This is a genomic window from Streptomyces sp. AC602_WCS936 (genome assembly GCF_019049125.1).
Lineage (GTDB): Bacteria > Actinomycetota > Actinomycetes > Streptomycetales > Streptomycetaceae > Streptomyces.
Window position 1 is genome coordinate 77,638 of record NZ_JAGMUF010000040.1, and the last position, 15,749, is coordinate 93,386.

The 15,749-nt window shown below is 73.7% G+C and carries 17 protein-coding genes and 1 pseudogene; 11 read left to right on the forward strand and 7 right to left on the reverse strand.

Features of this window, described 5'->3' with window-relative positions; translation table 11 throughout:
* The first annotated feature begins 11 nt into the window (after nt 1–11).
* A complete protein-coding gene (locus KUM03_RS15620) occupies nt 12–680 on the forward strand; it encodes a TetR/AcrR family transcriptional regulator (RefSeq protein WP_217248982.1) in 669 nt (222 codons plus the stop codon).
* Nucleotides 681–780: 100 nt separating this feature from the next.
* Nucleotides 781–1,815 (forward strand): LacI family DNA-binding transcriptional regulator, encoded by a 1,035-nt coding sequence (locus KUM03_RS15625; protein ID WP_217248984.1) that lies wholly within the window; start codon nt 781–783, stop codon nt 1,813–1,815.
* A 16-nt stretch (nt 1,816–1,831) separates the two neighbouring features.
* Here KUM03_RS15625 and trxA read toward each other — a convergent pair whose 3' ends face one another.
* Nucleotides 1,832–2,230 carry a thioredoxin gene (gene trxA / locus KUM03_RS15630; protein WP_217248985.1) on the reverse strand — a complete coding sequence of 133 codons (399 nt, stop codon included), beginning with the start codon at nt 2,228–2,230 and terminating at the stop codon, nt 1,832–1,834.
* A gap of 119 nt (nt 2,231–2,349) precedes the next feature.
* On the opposite strand from trxA, the gene KUM03_RS15635 reads away from it, so the two are divergent.
* Entirely contained in the window at nt 2,350–3,786 is a 1,437-nt protein-coding gene (locus tag KUM03_RS15635; RefSeq protein WP_217248988.1) for an NAD(P)/FAD-dependent oxidoreductase, read from the forward strand.
* Here the strand turns inward: KUM03_RS15635 and KUM03_RS15640 are convergent.
* Both KUM03_RS15640 and KUM03_RS15645 read right to left on the reverse strand, forming a co-directional pair.
* Nucleotides 3,754–3,966: a hypothetical protein gene (locus KUM03_RS15640; protein WP_217248990.1), complete on the reverse strand. Its 213-nt coding sequence runs from the start codon at nt 3,964–3,966 to the stop codon at nt 3,754–3,756. The two genes, KUM03_RS15635 and KUM03_RS15640, sit on opposite strands and share 33 nt — an antisense overlap.
* Before the next feature lie 289 nt (nt 3,967–4,255).
* Nucleotides 4,256–4,906 (reverse strand): peptide deformylase, encoded by a 651-nt coding sequence (locus KUM03_RS15645; protein WP_217248992.1) that lies wholly within the window; start codon nt 4,904–4,906, stop codon nt 4,256–4,258.
* 139 nt (nt 4,907–5,045) lie between these two features.
* Here KUM03_RS15645 and KUM03_RS15650 point away from each other — a divergent pair, with 139 nt between their 5' ends.
* Nucleotides 5,046–6,476, forward strand: a complete 1,431-nt coding sequence (locus KUM03_RS15650; protein WP_217248995.1) for a PepSY domain-containing protein — start codon at nt 5,046–5,048, stop codon at nt 6,474–6,476.
* A gap of 69 nt (nt 6,477–6,545) precedes the next feature.
* Here the strand turns inward: KUM03_RS15650 and KUM03_RS15655 are convergent, their stop codons facing one another.
* The gene (locus KUM03_RS15655; protein ID WP_217248996.1) at nt 6,546–6,893 is read right to left on the reverse strand and encodes a tetratricopeptide repeat protein; all 348 of its coding nucleotides are present in this window, start codon (nt 6,891–6,893) and stop codon (nt 6,546–6,548) included.
* Nucleotides 6,894–7,042: 149 nt separating this feature from the next.
* Between KUM03_RS15655 and KUM03_RS15660 the strand changes: the two genes are divergently transcribed.
* The 3 genes from KUM03_RS15660 (at nt 7,043) to KUM03_RS15670 (ending at nt 10,371) form a co-directional block, all read left to right on the forward strand.
* Nucleotides 7,043–8,407: an APC family permease gene (locus KUM03_RS15660; RefSeq protein WP_217249002.1), complete on the forward strand. Its 1,365-nt coding sequence runs from the start codon at nt 7,043–7,045 to the stop codon at nt 8,405–8,407.
* Between the two features lie 413 nt (nt 8,408–8,820).
* Nucleotides 8,821–9,360, forward strand: coding sequence for a DUF2269 domain-containing protein (locus tag KUM03_RS15665; protein ID WP_217249003.1), 540 nt, complete (start codon nt 8,821–8,823; stop codon nt 9,358–9,360).
* 9 nt (nt 9,361–9,369) lie between these two features.
* Nucleotides 9,370–10,371: a zinc-binding dehydrogenase gene (locus tag KUM03_RS15670; protein WP_217249004.1), complete on the forward strand. Its 1,002-nt coding sequence runs from the start codon at nt 9,370–9,372 to the stop codon at nt 10,369–10,371.
* Here KUM03_RS15670 and KUM03_RS15675 read toward each other — a convergent pair.
* A complete protein-coding gene (locus KUM03_RS15675) occupies nt 10,358–11,173 on the reverse strand; it encodes a thioesterase family protein (RefSeq protein WP_217249006.1) in 816 nt (271 codons plus the stop codon). The two genes, KUM03_RS15670 and KUM03_RS15675, sit on opposite strands and share 14 nt — an antisense overlap.
* A gap of 230 nt (nt 11,174–11,403) precedes the next feature.
* Here KUM03_RS15675 and KUM03_RS15680 point away from each other — a divergent pair, with 230 nt between their 5' ends.
* From KUM03_RS15680 to KUM03_RS15695, 4 genes and pseudogenes are all read left to right on the forward strand, one after another.
* Nucleotides 11,404–11,634, forward strand: coding sequence for a DUF2945 domain-containing protein (locus KUM03_RS15680; protein WP_217249008.1), 231 nt, complete (start codon nt 11,404–11,406; stop codon nt 11,632–11,634).
* Between the two features lie 6 nt (nt 11,635–11,640).
* Entirely contained in the window at nt 11,641–11,973 is a 333-nt protein-coding gene (locus KUM03_RS15685; RefSeq protein ID WP_217249010.1) for a DUF3140 domain-containing protein, read from the forward strand.
* An 89-nt stretch (nt 11,974–12,062) separates the two neighbouring features.
* Nucleotides 12,063–12,569 carry a MarR family winged helix-turn-helix transcriptional regulator gene (locus KUM03_RS15690; RefSeq protein WP_217249012.1) on the forward strand — a complete coding sequence of 169 codons (507 nt, stop codon included), beginning with the start codon at nt 12,063–12,065 and terminating at the stop codon, nt 12,567–12,569.
* A gap of 93 nt (nt 12,570–12,662) precedes the next feature.
* Nucleotides 12,663–14,755 (forward strand): annotated as a pseudogene (locus KUM03_RS15695) (MMPL family transporter).
* Between the two features lie 16 nt (nt 14,756–14,771).
* Here KUM03_RS15695 and KUM03_RS15700 read toward each other — a convergent pair.
* The gene (locus KUM03_RS15700; protein WP_217249014.1) at nt 14,772–15,197 is read right to left on the reverse strand and encodes a TIGR03618 family F420-dependent PPOX class oxidoreductase; all 426 of its coding nucleotides are present in this window, start codon (nt 15,195–15,197) and stop codon (nt 14,772–14,774) included.
* Nucleotides 15,198–15,330: 133 nt separating this feature from the next.
* Nucleotides 15,331–15,546, reverse strand: coding sequence for a hypothetical protein (locus KUM03_RS15705; RefSeq protein ID WP_217249106.1), 216 nt, complete (start codon nt 15,544–15,546; stop codon nt 15,331–15,333).
* Between the last annotated feature and the right edge of the window lie 203 nt (nt 15,547–15,749).

The following is a 15,749-nucleotide window of genomic DNA, read 5'->3' on the forward strand; positions in this document are numbered from 1 at the left end:
ACGCTGGCTTCATGTCCGCCGCTCTGCCGCCCTTCCCGAAGCCCGAGGAGACCGTCGGCCCGCCCGAGCTGCCGCTGCTCGGCGCGGAGGCCGAGGCGGACGAGCCCTGCCTGCGCGCCGACGCCGCGCGCAACCGGGCACGGCTGCTGGAGGCCGCCGCACGGCTGGTCGCCGAGCACGGCGCCGCCGCCGTCACGATGGAGGCGGTGGCCGCGGCCGCCTCGGTGGGCAAGGGCACGGTCTTCCGCCGCTTCGGCGACCGCACCGGCCTGCTGATGGCCCTCCTCGACCACTCCGAGAAGAAGTTCCAGGCCGCGCTGCTCGGCGGCCCGCCGCCCCTGGGGCCCGGCGCCCCGCCCGTCGAGCGGCTGCGCGCCTTCGGCTGCGCGATGCTGCGCCGCTCCATCGACGAACTGGAACTCCAGCTGGCCGCCGAGCCGAGCGCCGAACGCCGCTACACGTCCGCACCGCGCCGTTTCCTGCGCGGCCACGTGGCGCTGCTGCTGCGGCAGGCGGCCCCGGACGCGGACAGCGAGCTGCTCTCCCACACCCTGCTCGCGTATCTGGACGCCGCCCTGGTCCACCACCTCACCGAACAGTGCGGGGTGCCCCCGCAGCGGCTGCGGGAGGGCTGGCTGGACCTGGTCGCGCGGGTGACCCGCACCGAGACCCCGGCCTGAGCCGGCCACCGGCCCGCCCCGGAACGGGAGTTCGTCCGGTCCGGACGATGCCGCCCCGCCCGGCACACCCCGCGCGGCCTCTGCCAAGATGCCGTACGTCATGGTGCAGATACCGAAACCGCCCGCCCCCGAGTCCCTCGCACCGCGCTCCGTCCCCACGAGCGCCGATGTGGCCCGCCTGGCCGGCGTCTCGCGCGCGACCGTCTCCTACGTCCTCAACAACACCAGCGCCGTCCGGATCAGCGAGCCCACCCGCCGCCGCGTCCACGAGGCCGCCAGGGAACTCGGGTACGTACCGCACGCCGCCGCCCGCTCCCTGCGCGCCGGGCACAGCCGGACCGTCCTGATGCCCGCGCCGTCCTTCCCGGCCGGCCCGCTCTACAGCCGTTTCTTCAGCGAACTCCAGGGCGCCCTCGGCCGCCTCGACTACACCGTCGTGCAGTACGGCAGCGTCGGGTTGTACGGCGACGAGGCGGCCCGCGCCTGGGCCGAACTCCGCCCGGTCGCCGTCCTCGTGCCCGGTGCCGGTCTGGGGCCGCGAGGTGTGGAGATCCTCAAACGCTCGGGCGCCCGAGCGGTCGTCACCCTCGGCCACGAGGCCGTCGAGGGGGCGCACGCCCTGCTCATGGACCACGAGATCGTCGGGCACAGCGCGGTCCGCCACCTCCGCGAGCGCGGTCACCGCGGGATCGGCGTGGTCGTGCCCGCGGAGGACGGCCTGGAAGTCTTCTCGGCGCCCCGCCTGGCCGGTGCCCGCCGCGCCGTGCGCGACACCGACGCCTCCGTCACCGAGCTGCCCCTCGCCTACGACGAAGGGGCCGCCGCCCGGCTGGCCGCCCGCTGGGACTCACTCGGCCTCGACGCCGTGTTCGCCTACAACGACGAGTACGCGATGCTGCTGATGCGCGCCCTCCAGGACGAGGGCGTCCGCATCCCCGGCGACACCGCCGTGATCGGCGCCGACGATCTGATGCTGGGGCGCCTGCTGCGGCCCCGGCTGAGCACCGTCCACCTGGAGCTGCCCTCCGGCCGCGACCTGGCCGCGCTGGTCGACCGCGCGGTCCACGACCCCGGCGCCGCGCCCGAGCGCCACGAGGTGCTGGGCGCGGCGGTGGTCCACCGGGAGTCGAGCTGACCGTGTCCTACTGGTCCTACTGGCCGGGCTGACCGCCCTGCCCGCCGGCCTGCGCCTGCTGCTCGGCGACCGCCTTGCGCACCTCGTCCATGTCCAGGTCCCGGGCCTGCCCGATGACGTCCGTCAGCGCCTCCTCGGGCAGCGCGCCCGGCTGCGCGAACACGGCCACCTGCTCTCGGACGATCATCAGCGTCGGAATCGACTGGATGCCGAAGGCCTGCGCCAGCTCCGGCTGCGCCTCGGTGTCCACCTTGCCGAACACGAGGTCCGGGTTGGCCTCGGCCGCCTTCTCGTAGACCGGCGCGAACTGCTTGCAGGGACCGCACCACGACGCCCAGAAATCGATCAGGACGAACTCGTTGTCCGTGACCGTCTGGTCGAAGTTCTCCTTGGTGAGCTCCACGGTGCTGCTCATGGTGTGACCCTCTTCCTGGGTTCGGTGCGTAAATCGTCGGCACAACACTGCCGACCTGGTGGGTATTCCGCGCACGTACCCATGTGGCCACGTCGCACACCACCCACCAGACTGACCCCATGACGCAAACGGATTCCATCGCGTACGACGTCGTCGTGATCGGCGCGGGCCCCGTGGGGGAGAACGTCGCCGACCGCACCCGCGCGGCCGGACTGACCACCGCGATCGTGGAGAGCGAACTGGTCGGCGGCGAATGCTCCTACTGGGCGTGCATGCCCAGCAAGGCCCTGCTGCGCCCCGTCATCGCCCGCGCGGACGCCCGCCGCCTGCCCGGCCTGAGCGGGCCGGCGCAGGAGCCGCTGGACGCCGCGGCCGTCCTCGCCCGCCGCGACGAGTTCACCTCCCACTGGAAGGACGACGGCCAGGTCCAGTGGGTCGAGGGCATCGGCGCCGACCTGTACCGCGGGCAGGGGCGGCTCGCCGGACCGCGCACGGTCGAGGTGGCCGCGCCCGACGGCACCCGCCGGACGCTGACCGCCCGGCAGGCCGTCGCCGTCTGCACCGGCAGCGGCGCCGCCCTCCCGAACCTGCCGGGCCTCGCCGAAGTACGCCCCTGGACCAGCCGCGAGGCCACCGCTGCCGAAAGCGCGCCGGGGCGGCTCATCGTGGTCGGCGGCGGAGTCGTCGCCGTCGAGATGGCCACGGCCTGGCAGGCCCTCGGCTCCAGGGTGACGCTCCTGGTGCGCGGCGACGACGGTCTGCTCGCCCGCATGGAGCCGTTCGCCGGTGAACTGGTCGCCGACGCCCTCACCGAGGCCGGCGTCGAGATCCGCACCGGCACCTCCGTGGAGTCCGTGGTCCGCGAGAACGGCACCGTCGTCGCCGTCACCGACACCGGTGACCGCGTCGAGGCCGACGAGATCCTCTTCGCCACCGGCCGCGCGCCCCGCACCGCCGACATCGGCCTGGAGACCGTCGGCCTGGAACCCGGCACCTGGCTCACCGTCGACGACAGCCTTCGGGTGGAGGGCCACGACTGGCTCTACGCCGTCGGCGACGTCAACCACCGTGCGCTCCTCACCCACCAGGGCAAGTACCAGGCCCGTATCGCGGGCGCCGCCATCGCCGCCCGTGCCTCGGGCGAACCGGACCTGGAGTCGGACCCCTGGGGAGCCCACGCCGCGACCGCCGACCACGACGCCGTGCCCCAGGTGGTGTTCACGGACCCCGAGGCGGCGTCCGTCGGTCTCACCCTCGCCGAGGCCGAGCGGGCCGGACACCGGGTCCGCGCCGTCGACGTCGACCTCGCGACGGTGGCCGGCGCGAGCCTCTACGGCGACGGCTACAAAGGGCGCGCCCGGATGGTCGTCGACCTGGAGGACGAGATCGTCCGAGGCGTCACCTTCGTGGGCCCCGGAGTCGGCGAACTGATCCACTCCGCGACCGTCGCAGTCGCCGGCCAGGTACCGATCAGCCGCCTGTGGCACGCGGTCCCGTCCTACCCGACGATCAGCGAGGCCTGGCTACGCCTGCTGGAGACCTACCGCGACAACTGACGGCCCCAGCCCCGCCCAGCCGTACCCGCCCACCTGCGGGCAGCCGTACCCGCCCACCTGCTGCGGGCAGCCGTACCCGCCCAGCCCCGGGCAGCCGTACCCGCCCAGCTGCGGGCAGTCGTGCCCGCCCAGCTGCGGGCAGTCGTGCCGCTGGGGCGGCACGGGTGGGCGCAGCGGCACCCCGCGACGCCGGGCTGCGCCCCCACGCCGTACTCCGGCGGCACCCCGCGACGCCGGGCTGCGCCCCCAGCCGTACTCCGGCGGCACCCCGCGACGCCGGGCTGCGCCCCCACGCCGTACTCCGGCGGCACCCCGCGACGCCGGGCTGCGCCCCCACGCCGTACTCCGGCGGCACCCCGCGACGCCGGGTCGCGCACCCACGCCGTACCCCGGCGGCACCCCGCCACGCCGCGCGGCGTCACGCGCCCCCGCAGCCGTCCCGCAGCCGCCCCGCCCCCGCAGCCGCCCCTCAACCCCCCGGCAGCCCGAACCCCAGCTCCCCCGCCGCCCGTTCCGGCGTCACCTGCCCCCACCACCGAGCCATCGCCCGCGACGACGCCAACGACCGCATCTCCGCCCGGTCGAGATACAGCACCCCGTCGAGATGATCCGTCTCGTGCTGCACGATCCGCGCCGGCCACCCCGAGAACACCTCGTCCACCTCCCGCCCCCGCTCGTCCCGCGCCCGCAGCCGCACCTGAGCGTGCCGCGCCACCACCGCCTGCCAGCCCGGCACGCTCAGACAGCCCTCGAAGAACGCGGCCCTGACGTCCCCGACGGGCTCGTACGACGGATTGACCAGCACCCGGAACGGCTGCGGCACCCGCCCCCGGGCCACCCGCACCTCCTGAGGCACTGTCGCCGGATCCTCGATCACCGCGATCCTGAGCCCCACCCCCACCTGCGGCGCCGCCAGCCCGACCCCCGGCGCCGCGTGCATGGTCAGACGCAGCGCCTCGACGAACCGTGCCAGCAGCGGCGGCGCCAACTGCCCGTCGAAGGGCTCGGCCGCGCGCCGCAGCACCGGGTCACCGGCCTCGACGATCGGCAACGGCCCACCGGTGGAGAGCAGTTCCTCCACACGCTCGGCAAGAGGCGTGCGGTCACTCGGAGTTCCCATCGAGCCAGGATGCCACGGCGCACACCACCCACCGTCACCGGCGCTGTGACGCACGCCACTTCACGGCTGGGGAACCTCACGCGCTCCGGACCCGACCACTGGGACCACCCCGTCCCCACGACGCCCCGGAGCGCCATCGATGACGACCACCTCCCCGACCCCCACGGACGAGGCCCCAGGACCGGCAGGACCGGTGACCCCGCCTCCGAGATCCGGCGGATGGTCCACGCTGCGCCCGCTCGTGCTGCGCCTGCACTTCTACGCCGGCTTGTTCGTGGCCCCCTTCCTGCTGGTCGCGGCGGCCACCGGTTTCCTCTACGCCGCCTCGTTCCAGGCCGAGAAGATGGTCTACGCGCACGAGCTGACCGTCCCGGACGTGGGCGACCGCAAGCTGCCCGTCTCCGAGCAGGTCGCCGCCGCCCGCAAGGCCCACCCGGAGGGCACGGTGTCGGCCGTGCGGCCCTCGCCCGAGGCCGATGCCACCACCAGGGTGCTGCTGTCCGGCGCCCCGGGCGTGGACCCGGACCACACCCTCGCGGTCTTCGTCGACCCGTACACCGCCGAGGTGCGCGGCGCGCTGGAGCAGTACGGCTCGACCGGCGCGCTGCCGCTGCGCACCTGGATCGACGAGTTCCACCGGGACCTGCACCTGGGCGAACCGGGCCGCCTGTACAGCGAGTTCGCCGCCAGCTGGCTGTGGGTGATCGCGGGCGGCGGCCTGGTGCTGTGGTTCTCCCGCCGCCGGGCCCGGCGCAAACTGCGCGGCACCAGCGGCCGGCGCCGCACCCTGGGCCTGCACGGCACGGTCGGCGCCTGGGCCGCGGCCGGGTTCGTCTTCCTCTCGGCGACCGGCCTGACCTGGTCGACGTACGCCGGCGCGAACATCGAGGAGCTGCGCGTCTCGCTCGGCCAGACCACCCCGTCCGTGTCGGCGTCGGCCGCCGGCGGCGGCGAGCACGCGGGCCACGGCGCGGCGGCGGGCGCCGGCGGGGACGCCGCGCACGGGGTCGGTCTCGACAAGGTCCTGGCCGCCGCGCGCGCCGAGGGTCTGGGCGACCCCGTGGAGATCGTGCCGCCCGCCGACGCGTCCTCCGCCTACGTCGTCAAGCAGGTGCAGCGCAGCTGGCCCGTGAAGCAGGACTCGGTCGCCGTGGACCCGGCGACCGGCGAGGTGACCGACGTACTGCGCTTCGCCGACTACCCGGTGCTCGCCAAGCTCAGCCGCTGGGGCATCGACCTGCACACCGGCAGCCTGTTCGGGCTGCCCAACCAGATCGCCCTGATGCTGCTGGCCGCCTGTCTGGTCCTGCTCATCGTCTGGGGCTACCGCATGTGGTGGCAGCGTGGCCGGGGCTCCGCCTTCGGCCGTCCGATCCCGCGCGGCGCGTGGCAGCACGTCCCGCCGGCGCTGCTCGTGCCGCTGCTGGCGGCGGTAGCCGTCCTCGGCTGGTTCGTGCCGCTGCTCGGCATCCCCCTGGCCGTGTTCGTCGCGGTCGACGTGGTGCTGGGCGAGATCGCCCACCGGCGGGGGCGCCGGAGAGGGGAGGGGAGCGCGGCGGTCAAGGGGTGAGCGGACGGGCGAAGCGGTGAGTACGGCGCCGTACTCACCGCCTCGCCCTGTTCACCGCGGCGTGGTCGCTCAGAGCCCCGCGAAGTCGCCCGACAGGGCGGCGGCGATCCGCAGGTGCGTGTCGGCCTCCTCCTGCCGCCCCTGCCGTTCGAGCGTGCGTCCCAGCATCAGCCTGGCGTACTGCTCGACGGGGTCCCGCTCGACGAGGATCCTCAGCTCGGCCTCCGCGCGCCGCAGTTGGGCCGAGTGGTAGTAGGCGCGTGCCAGCAGCAGCCGCGGTCCGTTCTGCTCGGGCACCTCCTCGACCAGCCCGCCGAGGACCCGCGCCGCGGCGGCGTAGTCCTTGGCGTCGAAGAACATGCCCGCGCGCTCCCAGCGCTCCGCCGGCGTTCCGTGGTCGTAGTACGTCGTGTCCACTCCTGACCTCCTTCGGCGTACTGCAACCGACACCAGTGGTTGAACATTCCACCAACTGCTTCCGATTGCAGTATGCGAGGGCATGTCCCGGCGGATCACCGGGCAGGGGAGAGATTGTTCAGCGCCGAACACCTCAGGAGGGAGCGTCCGTGGCCACAGGCGGAAAGGGTGCCACTGCCGAGCCGGAGGGCGCCGACGGCACCCCGTTGCACCGGGCCCTCGGTCCCAAGCTGCTGATCCTCTTCGTGGTCGGCGACATCCTCGGTACCGGCATCTACGCCACCACCGGCCAGGTCGCGGGCAAGGTCGGCGGGGCGCTGTGGCTGCCGTTCGTCATCGGCTTCGTCGTGGCGATCCTGACGGCGGCGTCGTACGTCGAGCTCGTCGGCAAGTACCCGAAGGCGGCCGGGGCCGCGCTGTACACCCACAAGGCGTTCCAGGTCCCCTTCCTCACCTTCATCGTCGCCTTCATGGTCATGTGCTCCGGCCTGTCCTCGGCGAGCGCGGCGGCCCGCGCCTTCAGTGGCGACTACCTCGGCGAGTTCACGGACTTCTTCCCGCCCACCCTCGTCGCGATCCTTTTCATCCTCGCCCTGGCGGCCCTGAACCTGCGGGGCGTGTCCGAGTCGGTGAAGACCAACGTGGTCCTCACTCTGGTCGAGCTGACCGGCCTGTTCGTCATCCTCGCCGTCGGTGCCTGGGCGGTCCTCAGCGGGGAGGGCGAGCCCTCCCGGCTCGGCGAGTTCCAGGCGGGCGGCACCGGCTACGCACTGCTCACCAGCGTGCTGGGGGCCACGGCCCTGGGCTTCTTCGCCTTCGTCGGCTTCGAGGACTCCGTCAACATGGCCGAGGAGACCAAGGACCCCGCGCGCACCTTCCCGCGCGCCATCTTCACCGGCGTCGCCGTCACCGGGACCATCTACGTCCTGGTCGCCCTGGTCTCCTCGCTCCTCGTCGACTACCGCGTCCTGGAGGACTCCAGCGGCCCGCTGCTGGAGGTCGTCAAGGCCGGCGGCCTGGACTTCCCGCCGAAGCTCTTCGCGCTGATCGCCCTGTTCGCGGTCACCAACTCGGCGCTGATCAACATCATGATGGCCTCCCGGCTCTGCTACGGCATGGCGAACGAACGCATCCTGCCCCGTGCCCTGGGCCGAGTCCTCCCCAGGCGCCGCACCCCCGTCGTCGGCATCGTCTTCGTCTCCCTCCTCGCCATCGGCCTGGTCTCCACCGGGGAGATCGCGGGCCTGGGCGACACCACGGCCTTCCTGCTCCTGTGCGTCTTCGCCGTCGTCAACATCACCGTCCTGGTGCTGCGCCGCGACCGCGTCGCGCACGAGCACTTCCGTACGCCGACGGTCCTGCCGGTGCTGGGCGCGATCACCTCACTGATCCTGGCCAGCCCGTTGTCCGACCGCCCCGCGCACGTCTACATCCGGGCGGGCGTGCTGCTGGCGATCGGGATCGGACTGTGGGTGCTGAACAAGGCGGTGATGAAGGCACGCCACGAGACCTGAGCAGACGGGGCGCCCGTGGCCGCGCCGCGTTGAACGGGTCCTGGAGTCCCGCGACCTCCGGGCAGCAGGACACGACCGCGCGGCCGGCCACCGCCTCCTCGACCTCCGGCGACGCCCTTGTGACGTCCGTCGAACCGGCAGGGCACCCCGCGCAGACACGCGCTGACCAGGATCGTTTCCATGCCCTCACGGACTCACCACAGCCCGGCGGCCCGCCGAACCGGTCGGCGGCGACGGGCACGACGTCCTGGACGGCACCGCGCGCGTCGTGTCCGACAGCCCATCGTGCGGCCGGAACGGCGGGGCACGGCGCCGGACGTACGTGCCTCCCCGCGTCCTGCGCCCGCGTCGGTATACGCGGTTACTCCCGTCGTGGGACGCCCGGGCGGCCGTCGCCCGGCACCGTGGGCGGTGTGAAACTCAGCCGCCCCGCACGCCGGGTCTCCCTCGTCGTCCACGTCGTCGCCTCCGCCGGCTGGCTCGGGCTCTCGCTCGGGCTGCTGGCGCTCGGAGTCACCGCCGCCACCACCGCGTCCCCGGTGGCCGTGGAAGCCGGGGTGCGTGCCATGAAGCTCTTCGCCGACTGGCTCCTGCTGCCGCTCGCGTTCCTCACCCTCGTCAGCGGTGTGGTGCTGGCCCTGGGGACTCCCTGGGGGCTGGCCCGGCACCGGTGGGTTTTCACGAAGTTCTGGCTCACGCTGGCCACGACGACCGCCACCGTCTTCGCGCTGCGCCCCGGAGTGAACGCGGCCGTGACCGAGGTCGCCGCGGGCGGAACGCTCCCGGACGCGGGCGACGTGCTGTTCGGACCGGTCGTCTCGCTGTCCGCCTACTTCTTCATGACGGTGATCTCGCTCCTCAAGCCCTGGGGTCTCACCCGGCGCGGCCGCAGGCTGCGCGCGGCGGCCGCACCAGCCGGCCGGCAGGCTGCGACGCTCCCGGCCCGTTCGTAGCATGAGGCCATGACCGACAAAGTCCCCGACGCGATGCGCGCGGCGTACATCGACTCCGTCGGCCCGGCCGACCACATCCGTCACGGGGAACTGCCCGTGCCGGCGGTCGGACCCACGGACGTGCTCGTGCGGGTCGGGGCGGTCGCCGTCAACCCCGTGGACACCTTCGTACGTTCCGGCGCGTACGCCACGCCGCTGCCCTTCCCCTTCGTCGTCGGCCGGGACCTGGTGGGCGAGGTCGCCCTGGCGGGCCCCGGCGCCGCGGGCTTCGCGCCCGGACAGCGGGTCTGGTGCAACAGCCTCGGGCACGCGGGCCGGCAGGGCTCCTGCGCCCAGTACGCGACGGTCGCCGCCGAACGGCTCTACGCCGCCCCGCCGGACATCGCCGGCGAGGATCTCGTGGCGGCCGCGCACCCGGCGGCGTCGGCCTGGCTGGCGCTGTTCCGGCACGGCCGGCTCGGGGCGGGGGAGACCGTGTACGTCGGCGGCGGCGCCGGGAACGTCGGTGGCGCCGCCGTGGCACTGGCGGCGCGGGCCGGGGCTCGCGTGGTCGCCACCGCGCGGGCCGAGGAGGCCGAGGCGGTACGGGCCCTGGGCGCCGCCGAAGTCCTCGACCACCGCGCCCCCGGCCTCGGCGAGCGGGTGCGCCGGGCCGCCCCCGACGGCTACGACGTGCACCTGGACACCTCCGGGCACGCCGTGCTCGCCGACTCCGTGGAGGCGCTGGCACACGGCGGGCGCCTGGTCGCGATGGTCGGACTGGGCGGCGGGGCCACCGAACTGCCGGTGGGGCGGCTCTACACCAGGGACGCGAGCATCGTGGGCTTCGCCATCAGCAACGCCACGACCGCCGACCTCGCCGACGCGGCGGACGGCGTCGTCCGCCTCCTGCGGGACACCCCCTGGCGCCCCCGCGTCGCCGACCGGCTGCCGCTGTCGATGACGGCGGACGCCCACCGCCGACTGGAGGCCGGCGAGGTGCGCGGCCGGCTGGTCCTCAATCCGTCCTGACCGTCGGCTGCGGGCGGACGGTGAGCAGCTGCTGGGCGTGACCCACGGGGCCGTCCAGGTCGTGCAGCACCGTGCTGGTGATGCCCTGGCCGGTGGGGCCGAAGACCACGGTGGTGTCGAGGCCCGTCCAGCGACCGCGCGGCGCGCGGTGCAGGTGCAGGGTCAGGTCGACGTTCGGGAACATCCACTCCGCGGGCGACTGCCGCACCGCGATGCCGTTGGCCGTGTCGACCAGCGCCACGTAGGACGCCAGCGGGCTCGCCGTCTCGCCGGCGACCAGGTCGAGTCCGGTGGAGACCCAGGCGGTGGTGCGGCCCGGCCGGGGCGGGGCGAGCGGGCGTACGTCCAGGGAGGCGATGTAGCCGCCGGGCCACTGGGTGGCCATGGGCCAGGAGGCGAGGTCGTGCGGTGGGGTGAGCGGGGCCGCGGCACCCGCGGCGACCGCTTGCGTGTCCACGTCGGCGAGCAGCCAGGCCCTGGCCCGTGTCACCGAGCGGCCCGAGATGAACACGGTCGCCTCGACCAGCTCGATGGTGCGTCCGGGCCGTACGGTCTCCACCCGTATCTCGCACTCGTCCAGCGCCGGTCGGCCGAGGATGTCGAAGCTGATCCGGCTCAGCGACATGGCCGCACCGGCACGTCCGGCCAGATGGCGGTCGACGGCGTGGACGATCAGGCCCCCGAGCGGGCTGAAGTGCTGCTCGTCCGCGCTCCACGCGCCGCCCGCGTGCGGGGTGGGCTTGTAGCGGTGCTCGTCGATGCGCTCGTAGTAGCTGTCCGGGGTGGCTGTGCTGGTGTTCAACGGGCTGCTCCTGGAACGGCGGCGGTGACGGGTGGGGTGGTGGACGGCGGCACCGGGGCCAGGATAGTTCGGCAGTGAACGACAGTTCCGGCGCCCCCGTGGCGCCCCCGTGACGCCTCCCTGGGGGCACCGTCCGAGTGGTGCGACCCGTGCACGGGGCCCAGGCTGTGGAGGAGCCGGAAGGAGCGCGCACGGCGAGCACCGGGCACCGCGAGTGAAGGAGCACCGAGATGGCGAAGAACCGCGACCACGGCGACGGCCTCAAGAAGGGCGACAAGGTCGCCTGGAGCACCCACGGCACGGAGACCGAGGGCGAGGTGGAGAAGAAGATCACTGAGCGGACCGAGGCCGCGGGCCGCACCGTCGACGCCTCCTCCGACGACCCGCAGTACCAGGTCCGCAGCGACAAGTCGGGCAAGCCGGCGGTGCACAAGCCGTCCGCGCTCAAGAAGAAGAAGTGAGGCGCCGTGGACGCCGATGAGCGGAAGAAGACCTGGGACGAGTTCCGCGAGCTGGTGAACATGACACCGGCCGACCTGGAGAAGTGGCTGGCCTCCGACCGGTCGCGGGACGCCGGTCAGCACAAGGACGGCGGAGAGTCCACCGGGCACGCCTCCGGACGCCGCATCGTGGACATCCTGCGGACCAATAAGGGCGACCTCTCGGACGACGACCACCAGCACATGCGCAAGGTCGTCGGCTACATCCGCCGCCACCTGGCCCAGCGCCCCTCGGGCGACGTCGAGGACACCCGCTGGCGGTACTCGCTCATGAACTGGGGCCACGACCCGCTGGCCTGACCGGAAGGAGAACGCCCGCACGGAAGAGCCGCACCGGCGTCCAGGGCGGTCTGCACGGCGACCCCTCGGCCCTTCTATACGCTGATCGCGTGGCGACAGCGAACCAGCGCGGACAGCACGCGAGCGAGCGGGGGACCGGCACCGGGCCCGAGGCGGGCGACCTCCAGGCCCTGGCCGTGCAGTTGCGGCGGATGAACGGCGAGATCAACCGCCTCGTGCAGAGCTTCGCCGGCACCCACGGTCTGCACGCCACCGACGTCCAGGCGCTCGCGGCGATCCTCGACGCGCGCGAGCCCATGACGCCGGGGCGACTGCGCGAGCACCTGGGCCTCACCTCCGGCGCGGTGACGGCGTGCGTGGACCGGCTGGAGCGTGCGGGGCACGTCCGACGGGTCCGGGAGAGCGCCGACCGCAGGGTCGTCCACCTGCACTACGTGCCCGACGCGCGCGCCGCGGCCCGCACGTACTTCCGTCCACTGGCCGAAGCGGCGGCAGCCACCCGCGCGCGCTTCGACGACGCCGAACTGGCGGTCGTGCTCCGCTTCCTGGCGGCGATGAACGAGGAACTGGGCCTGGTGCGGTCGGAGGACCGCTGACGACACGGACTGCGACCCAGTTAGTTCAATCATTGAGATTGTTTATGATCGAGCTACTGTGACCGAGACCTGAGACCAGGAGACCTGAACCCGATGACCAACCCCTCCCGACGGGCCCGCTGGCTCGTCCCCCTCGTCCTGCTCCTGGTCTGGCTCGGCATCGGCGGCACCCTCGGCCCGTACGCCGGGAAGCTCGGCGAGGTCGCCACCAACGACCAGGCCGCCTTCCTGCCCCGCAGCGCCGAGTCGACGCGGGTCATCGACGCGCAGAAGGCCTTCCAGCAGGACGAGACCCTCCCGGTGATCGTCGTGTGGACGGCGGACGACGGTGGCGCCGCCGCGGGGCACCGGCAAGAGGCCACGCGTTCGGTCGCGGGCCTGGAGGGCGAGCCCGGCATCGTCGGTCCCGCCTCCCCGGCCGTGCCCTCGCGCGACGGCGAGGCCCTGCAGGCCGTCGTCCAGGTCGAACCCGGCCTCGGCGACCGCCTGCCCGACGTCCTGGAGCGCATCGAGGAGGCCGCCGGGCAGGTCCCCGGCACCCGGGCGCAGCTCGCCGGACCGGCGGCCTCCCAGGCCGACCTCTCCGACGCGTTCTCGGGCATCGACGGACTGCTGCTCGGCGTCGCACTGGTCACGGTGCTGGTGATCCTGCTGCTCGTCTACCGCAGCGTCCTGCTGCCCCTGGTGATCATCATCAGTGCCGTGTTCGCGCTGGGCCTGGCCTGCGCCGTCGTCTACGCTCTCGCCGACCGCGACGTCGTCCGCGTCGACGGGCAGGTCCAGGGCATCCTCTCCATCCTGGTCATCGGCGCCGCGACCGACTACGCCCTCCTGCTCACCGCCCGCTTCCGCGAGGAACTGCCCCGCCACCCGGACCGCTTCGCCGCCGTCCTTGCCGCGCTGCGCGCCTCCTGGGGAGCCGTCGTGGCCAGCGCGGCCACCGTCGCCCTCGGGCTGCTGGCCCTGCTGCTCAGCGACCTGACCAACAACCGCGCGCTCGGACCGGTCGGCGCCATCGGCATCGTCTGCGCGGTCCTGAGCACGCTCACCTTCCTGCCCGCCGTCCTGGTCCTGCTCGGCCGGGCCGCCTACTGGCCGGCCAAGCCCGTGCGGGCCGGCGACCCGGAGGCCGGCCACCGCCTGTGGCACCGCGTCGCCGAACGGGTCGACCGCACCCCCCGCCGCATCTGGGCGATCTCCCTGGCCGCGCTGGTCGCCTGCGCCGCCTTCGCACCGACCCTGACCGCCAAGGGCGTGCCGCTGGACGAGATCTTCGTGGGCGACGCCCCCTCGGTCGCCGCCCAGCAGACCCTGGCGCGGCACTTCCCGGGCGGCTCCGGCAACCCGGCGGTGATCATCGCGGACGCCGACCGGCTCGACCCCGTCCTCGACGCGGCCCGCGACACCGAGGGCGTGGCCTCCGCCGACGCGGTGACCGCCTCCGGCCGTCCTGGGGCGGCGAGCCGAAGGTGGTCGACGGGCGGGTGCGGATCGACGCGACGCTCCAGGCGCCGGCCGACAGCGACGCGGCCAAGAACACGGTGGCCCGGCTCAGGACGGCCGTCCACGACGTGCCCGGCGCGGACGCGCTCGTCGGCGGCTACACCGCGCAGCAGTACGACACCCAGCGCACCGCCGAGCACGACCGCACGCTGATCGTGCCCGTCGTCCTCGGCATCATCCTGGTCATCCTGATCGTCCTGCTGAGGTCCCTGCTGATGCCGGTGCTGCTGGTGGCGACGGTGGCCCTCAACTTCGTGGCCACCCTGGGCGTCTCCGCGCTCGTCTTCACCCACGTGTTCGGCTTCAGCGGCACCGACGCCTCCGTCCCGCTGTACGGGTTCGTGTTCCTGGTCGCCCTGGGCGTGGACTACAACATCTTCCTCATGTCCCGGGTCCGGCAGGAATCGCTGGAACACGGCGTGCGCGAGGGCATCCTGCGCGGGCTGACCGCCACCGGAGGCGTCATCACCTCGGCCGGTGTCGTGCTCGCCGCCACCTTCGCGGCCCTCGGGGTGATCCCGCTGGCGTTCCTGGTGCAGATCGCCTTCATCGTGGCCTTCGGCGTGCTCCTGGACACGCTCGTGGTGCGTTCGCTGCTGGTGCCGGCGCTCGCCCGGGACATCGGCGCCGTCGCGTGGTGGCCCAGCCGCCTCGGCCGGCGCACACCGACCCGGACCGAGTGACGTACCCCGCGTCGGGTCAGGCCTCCAGAGTCCTCGCGAGGGGGCGCACGGTGCCGAGGAAGCGCCGTACGGCGATCTCGACGACGACCCGGTCCGGGTTCGCCCGAGGGCGGCGGTAGCGGTCCGCGTACCGGGTCTCGGCGTCGCGGACCGCCTCGGCGTCGTAGCGCACGGTCGCCACGCCCTCGAGCGTGGACCAGCGCCTGCCGTCCACCTGGCCCACGGCCACGACGGGGGATTCCGCCCGCTCGATGTTGCGCACCTTCGCGGTGCCCCGGCTCGTGATGATCCGCGCGGTGCGGGTGGCGTGGTCGTACGTCACACCGACCGGGACCAGGTGCGGGGTGCCGTCGGCACGCGGCGTCGACAGGAAGCACACCCGGCGCTCCTGCCAGAAGGCCACGAACTCGGCGTCCTCGTCGGGCAGTTTCCCGGTGTCCATCCGCTCTCCTCGCCCGAGTCGCGCGACCGCTGCCACGCGCTGCGTCCACCTCGGGCAATTTCCCACCCTACGACGCACGTGCGCGGCGCGTTCGCGGGCCCCGCCGCGCCGGACGGGCGCCGGACGGCGGACGTCAGGCGGCGTGCCGGCCCGGTGGACGGTCCTCCCGGGCCTCTTCCGGGCGCCGGGCCTCGGAGGCCTCGTCCCTGCCGCCCGGGAGCAGCCGCAGATGCCGGCGCCGGGCGTGCCGGGGTGGCTCCGGATCGCCGAAGAGCCGGTCCTCCAGATACGTCATGGTGAACAACAGCAGCCCCAGACCGGGCAGCAGTAGGACGGCAACGGTAACCACGCCGCGGGTCCCCCTCCGCTGTGGACGACTCCGTGCCGGGTGCCCGGGCCGGCGCCGGTGATGGGTCGGTGGCGGGTGAGGATGGTGCAACGGTCGGACATAAAGGGCAAGTGGGGAAGGGGGACGAGTGCGCCGGGCGTCATGTTCGAGCGGTGCCTGGGTAGGCGGGCCCGACGGCGAACACAACCCCGAGAACGGAGCAC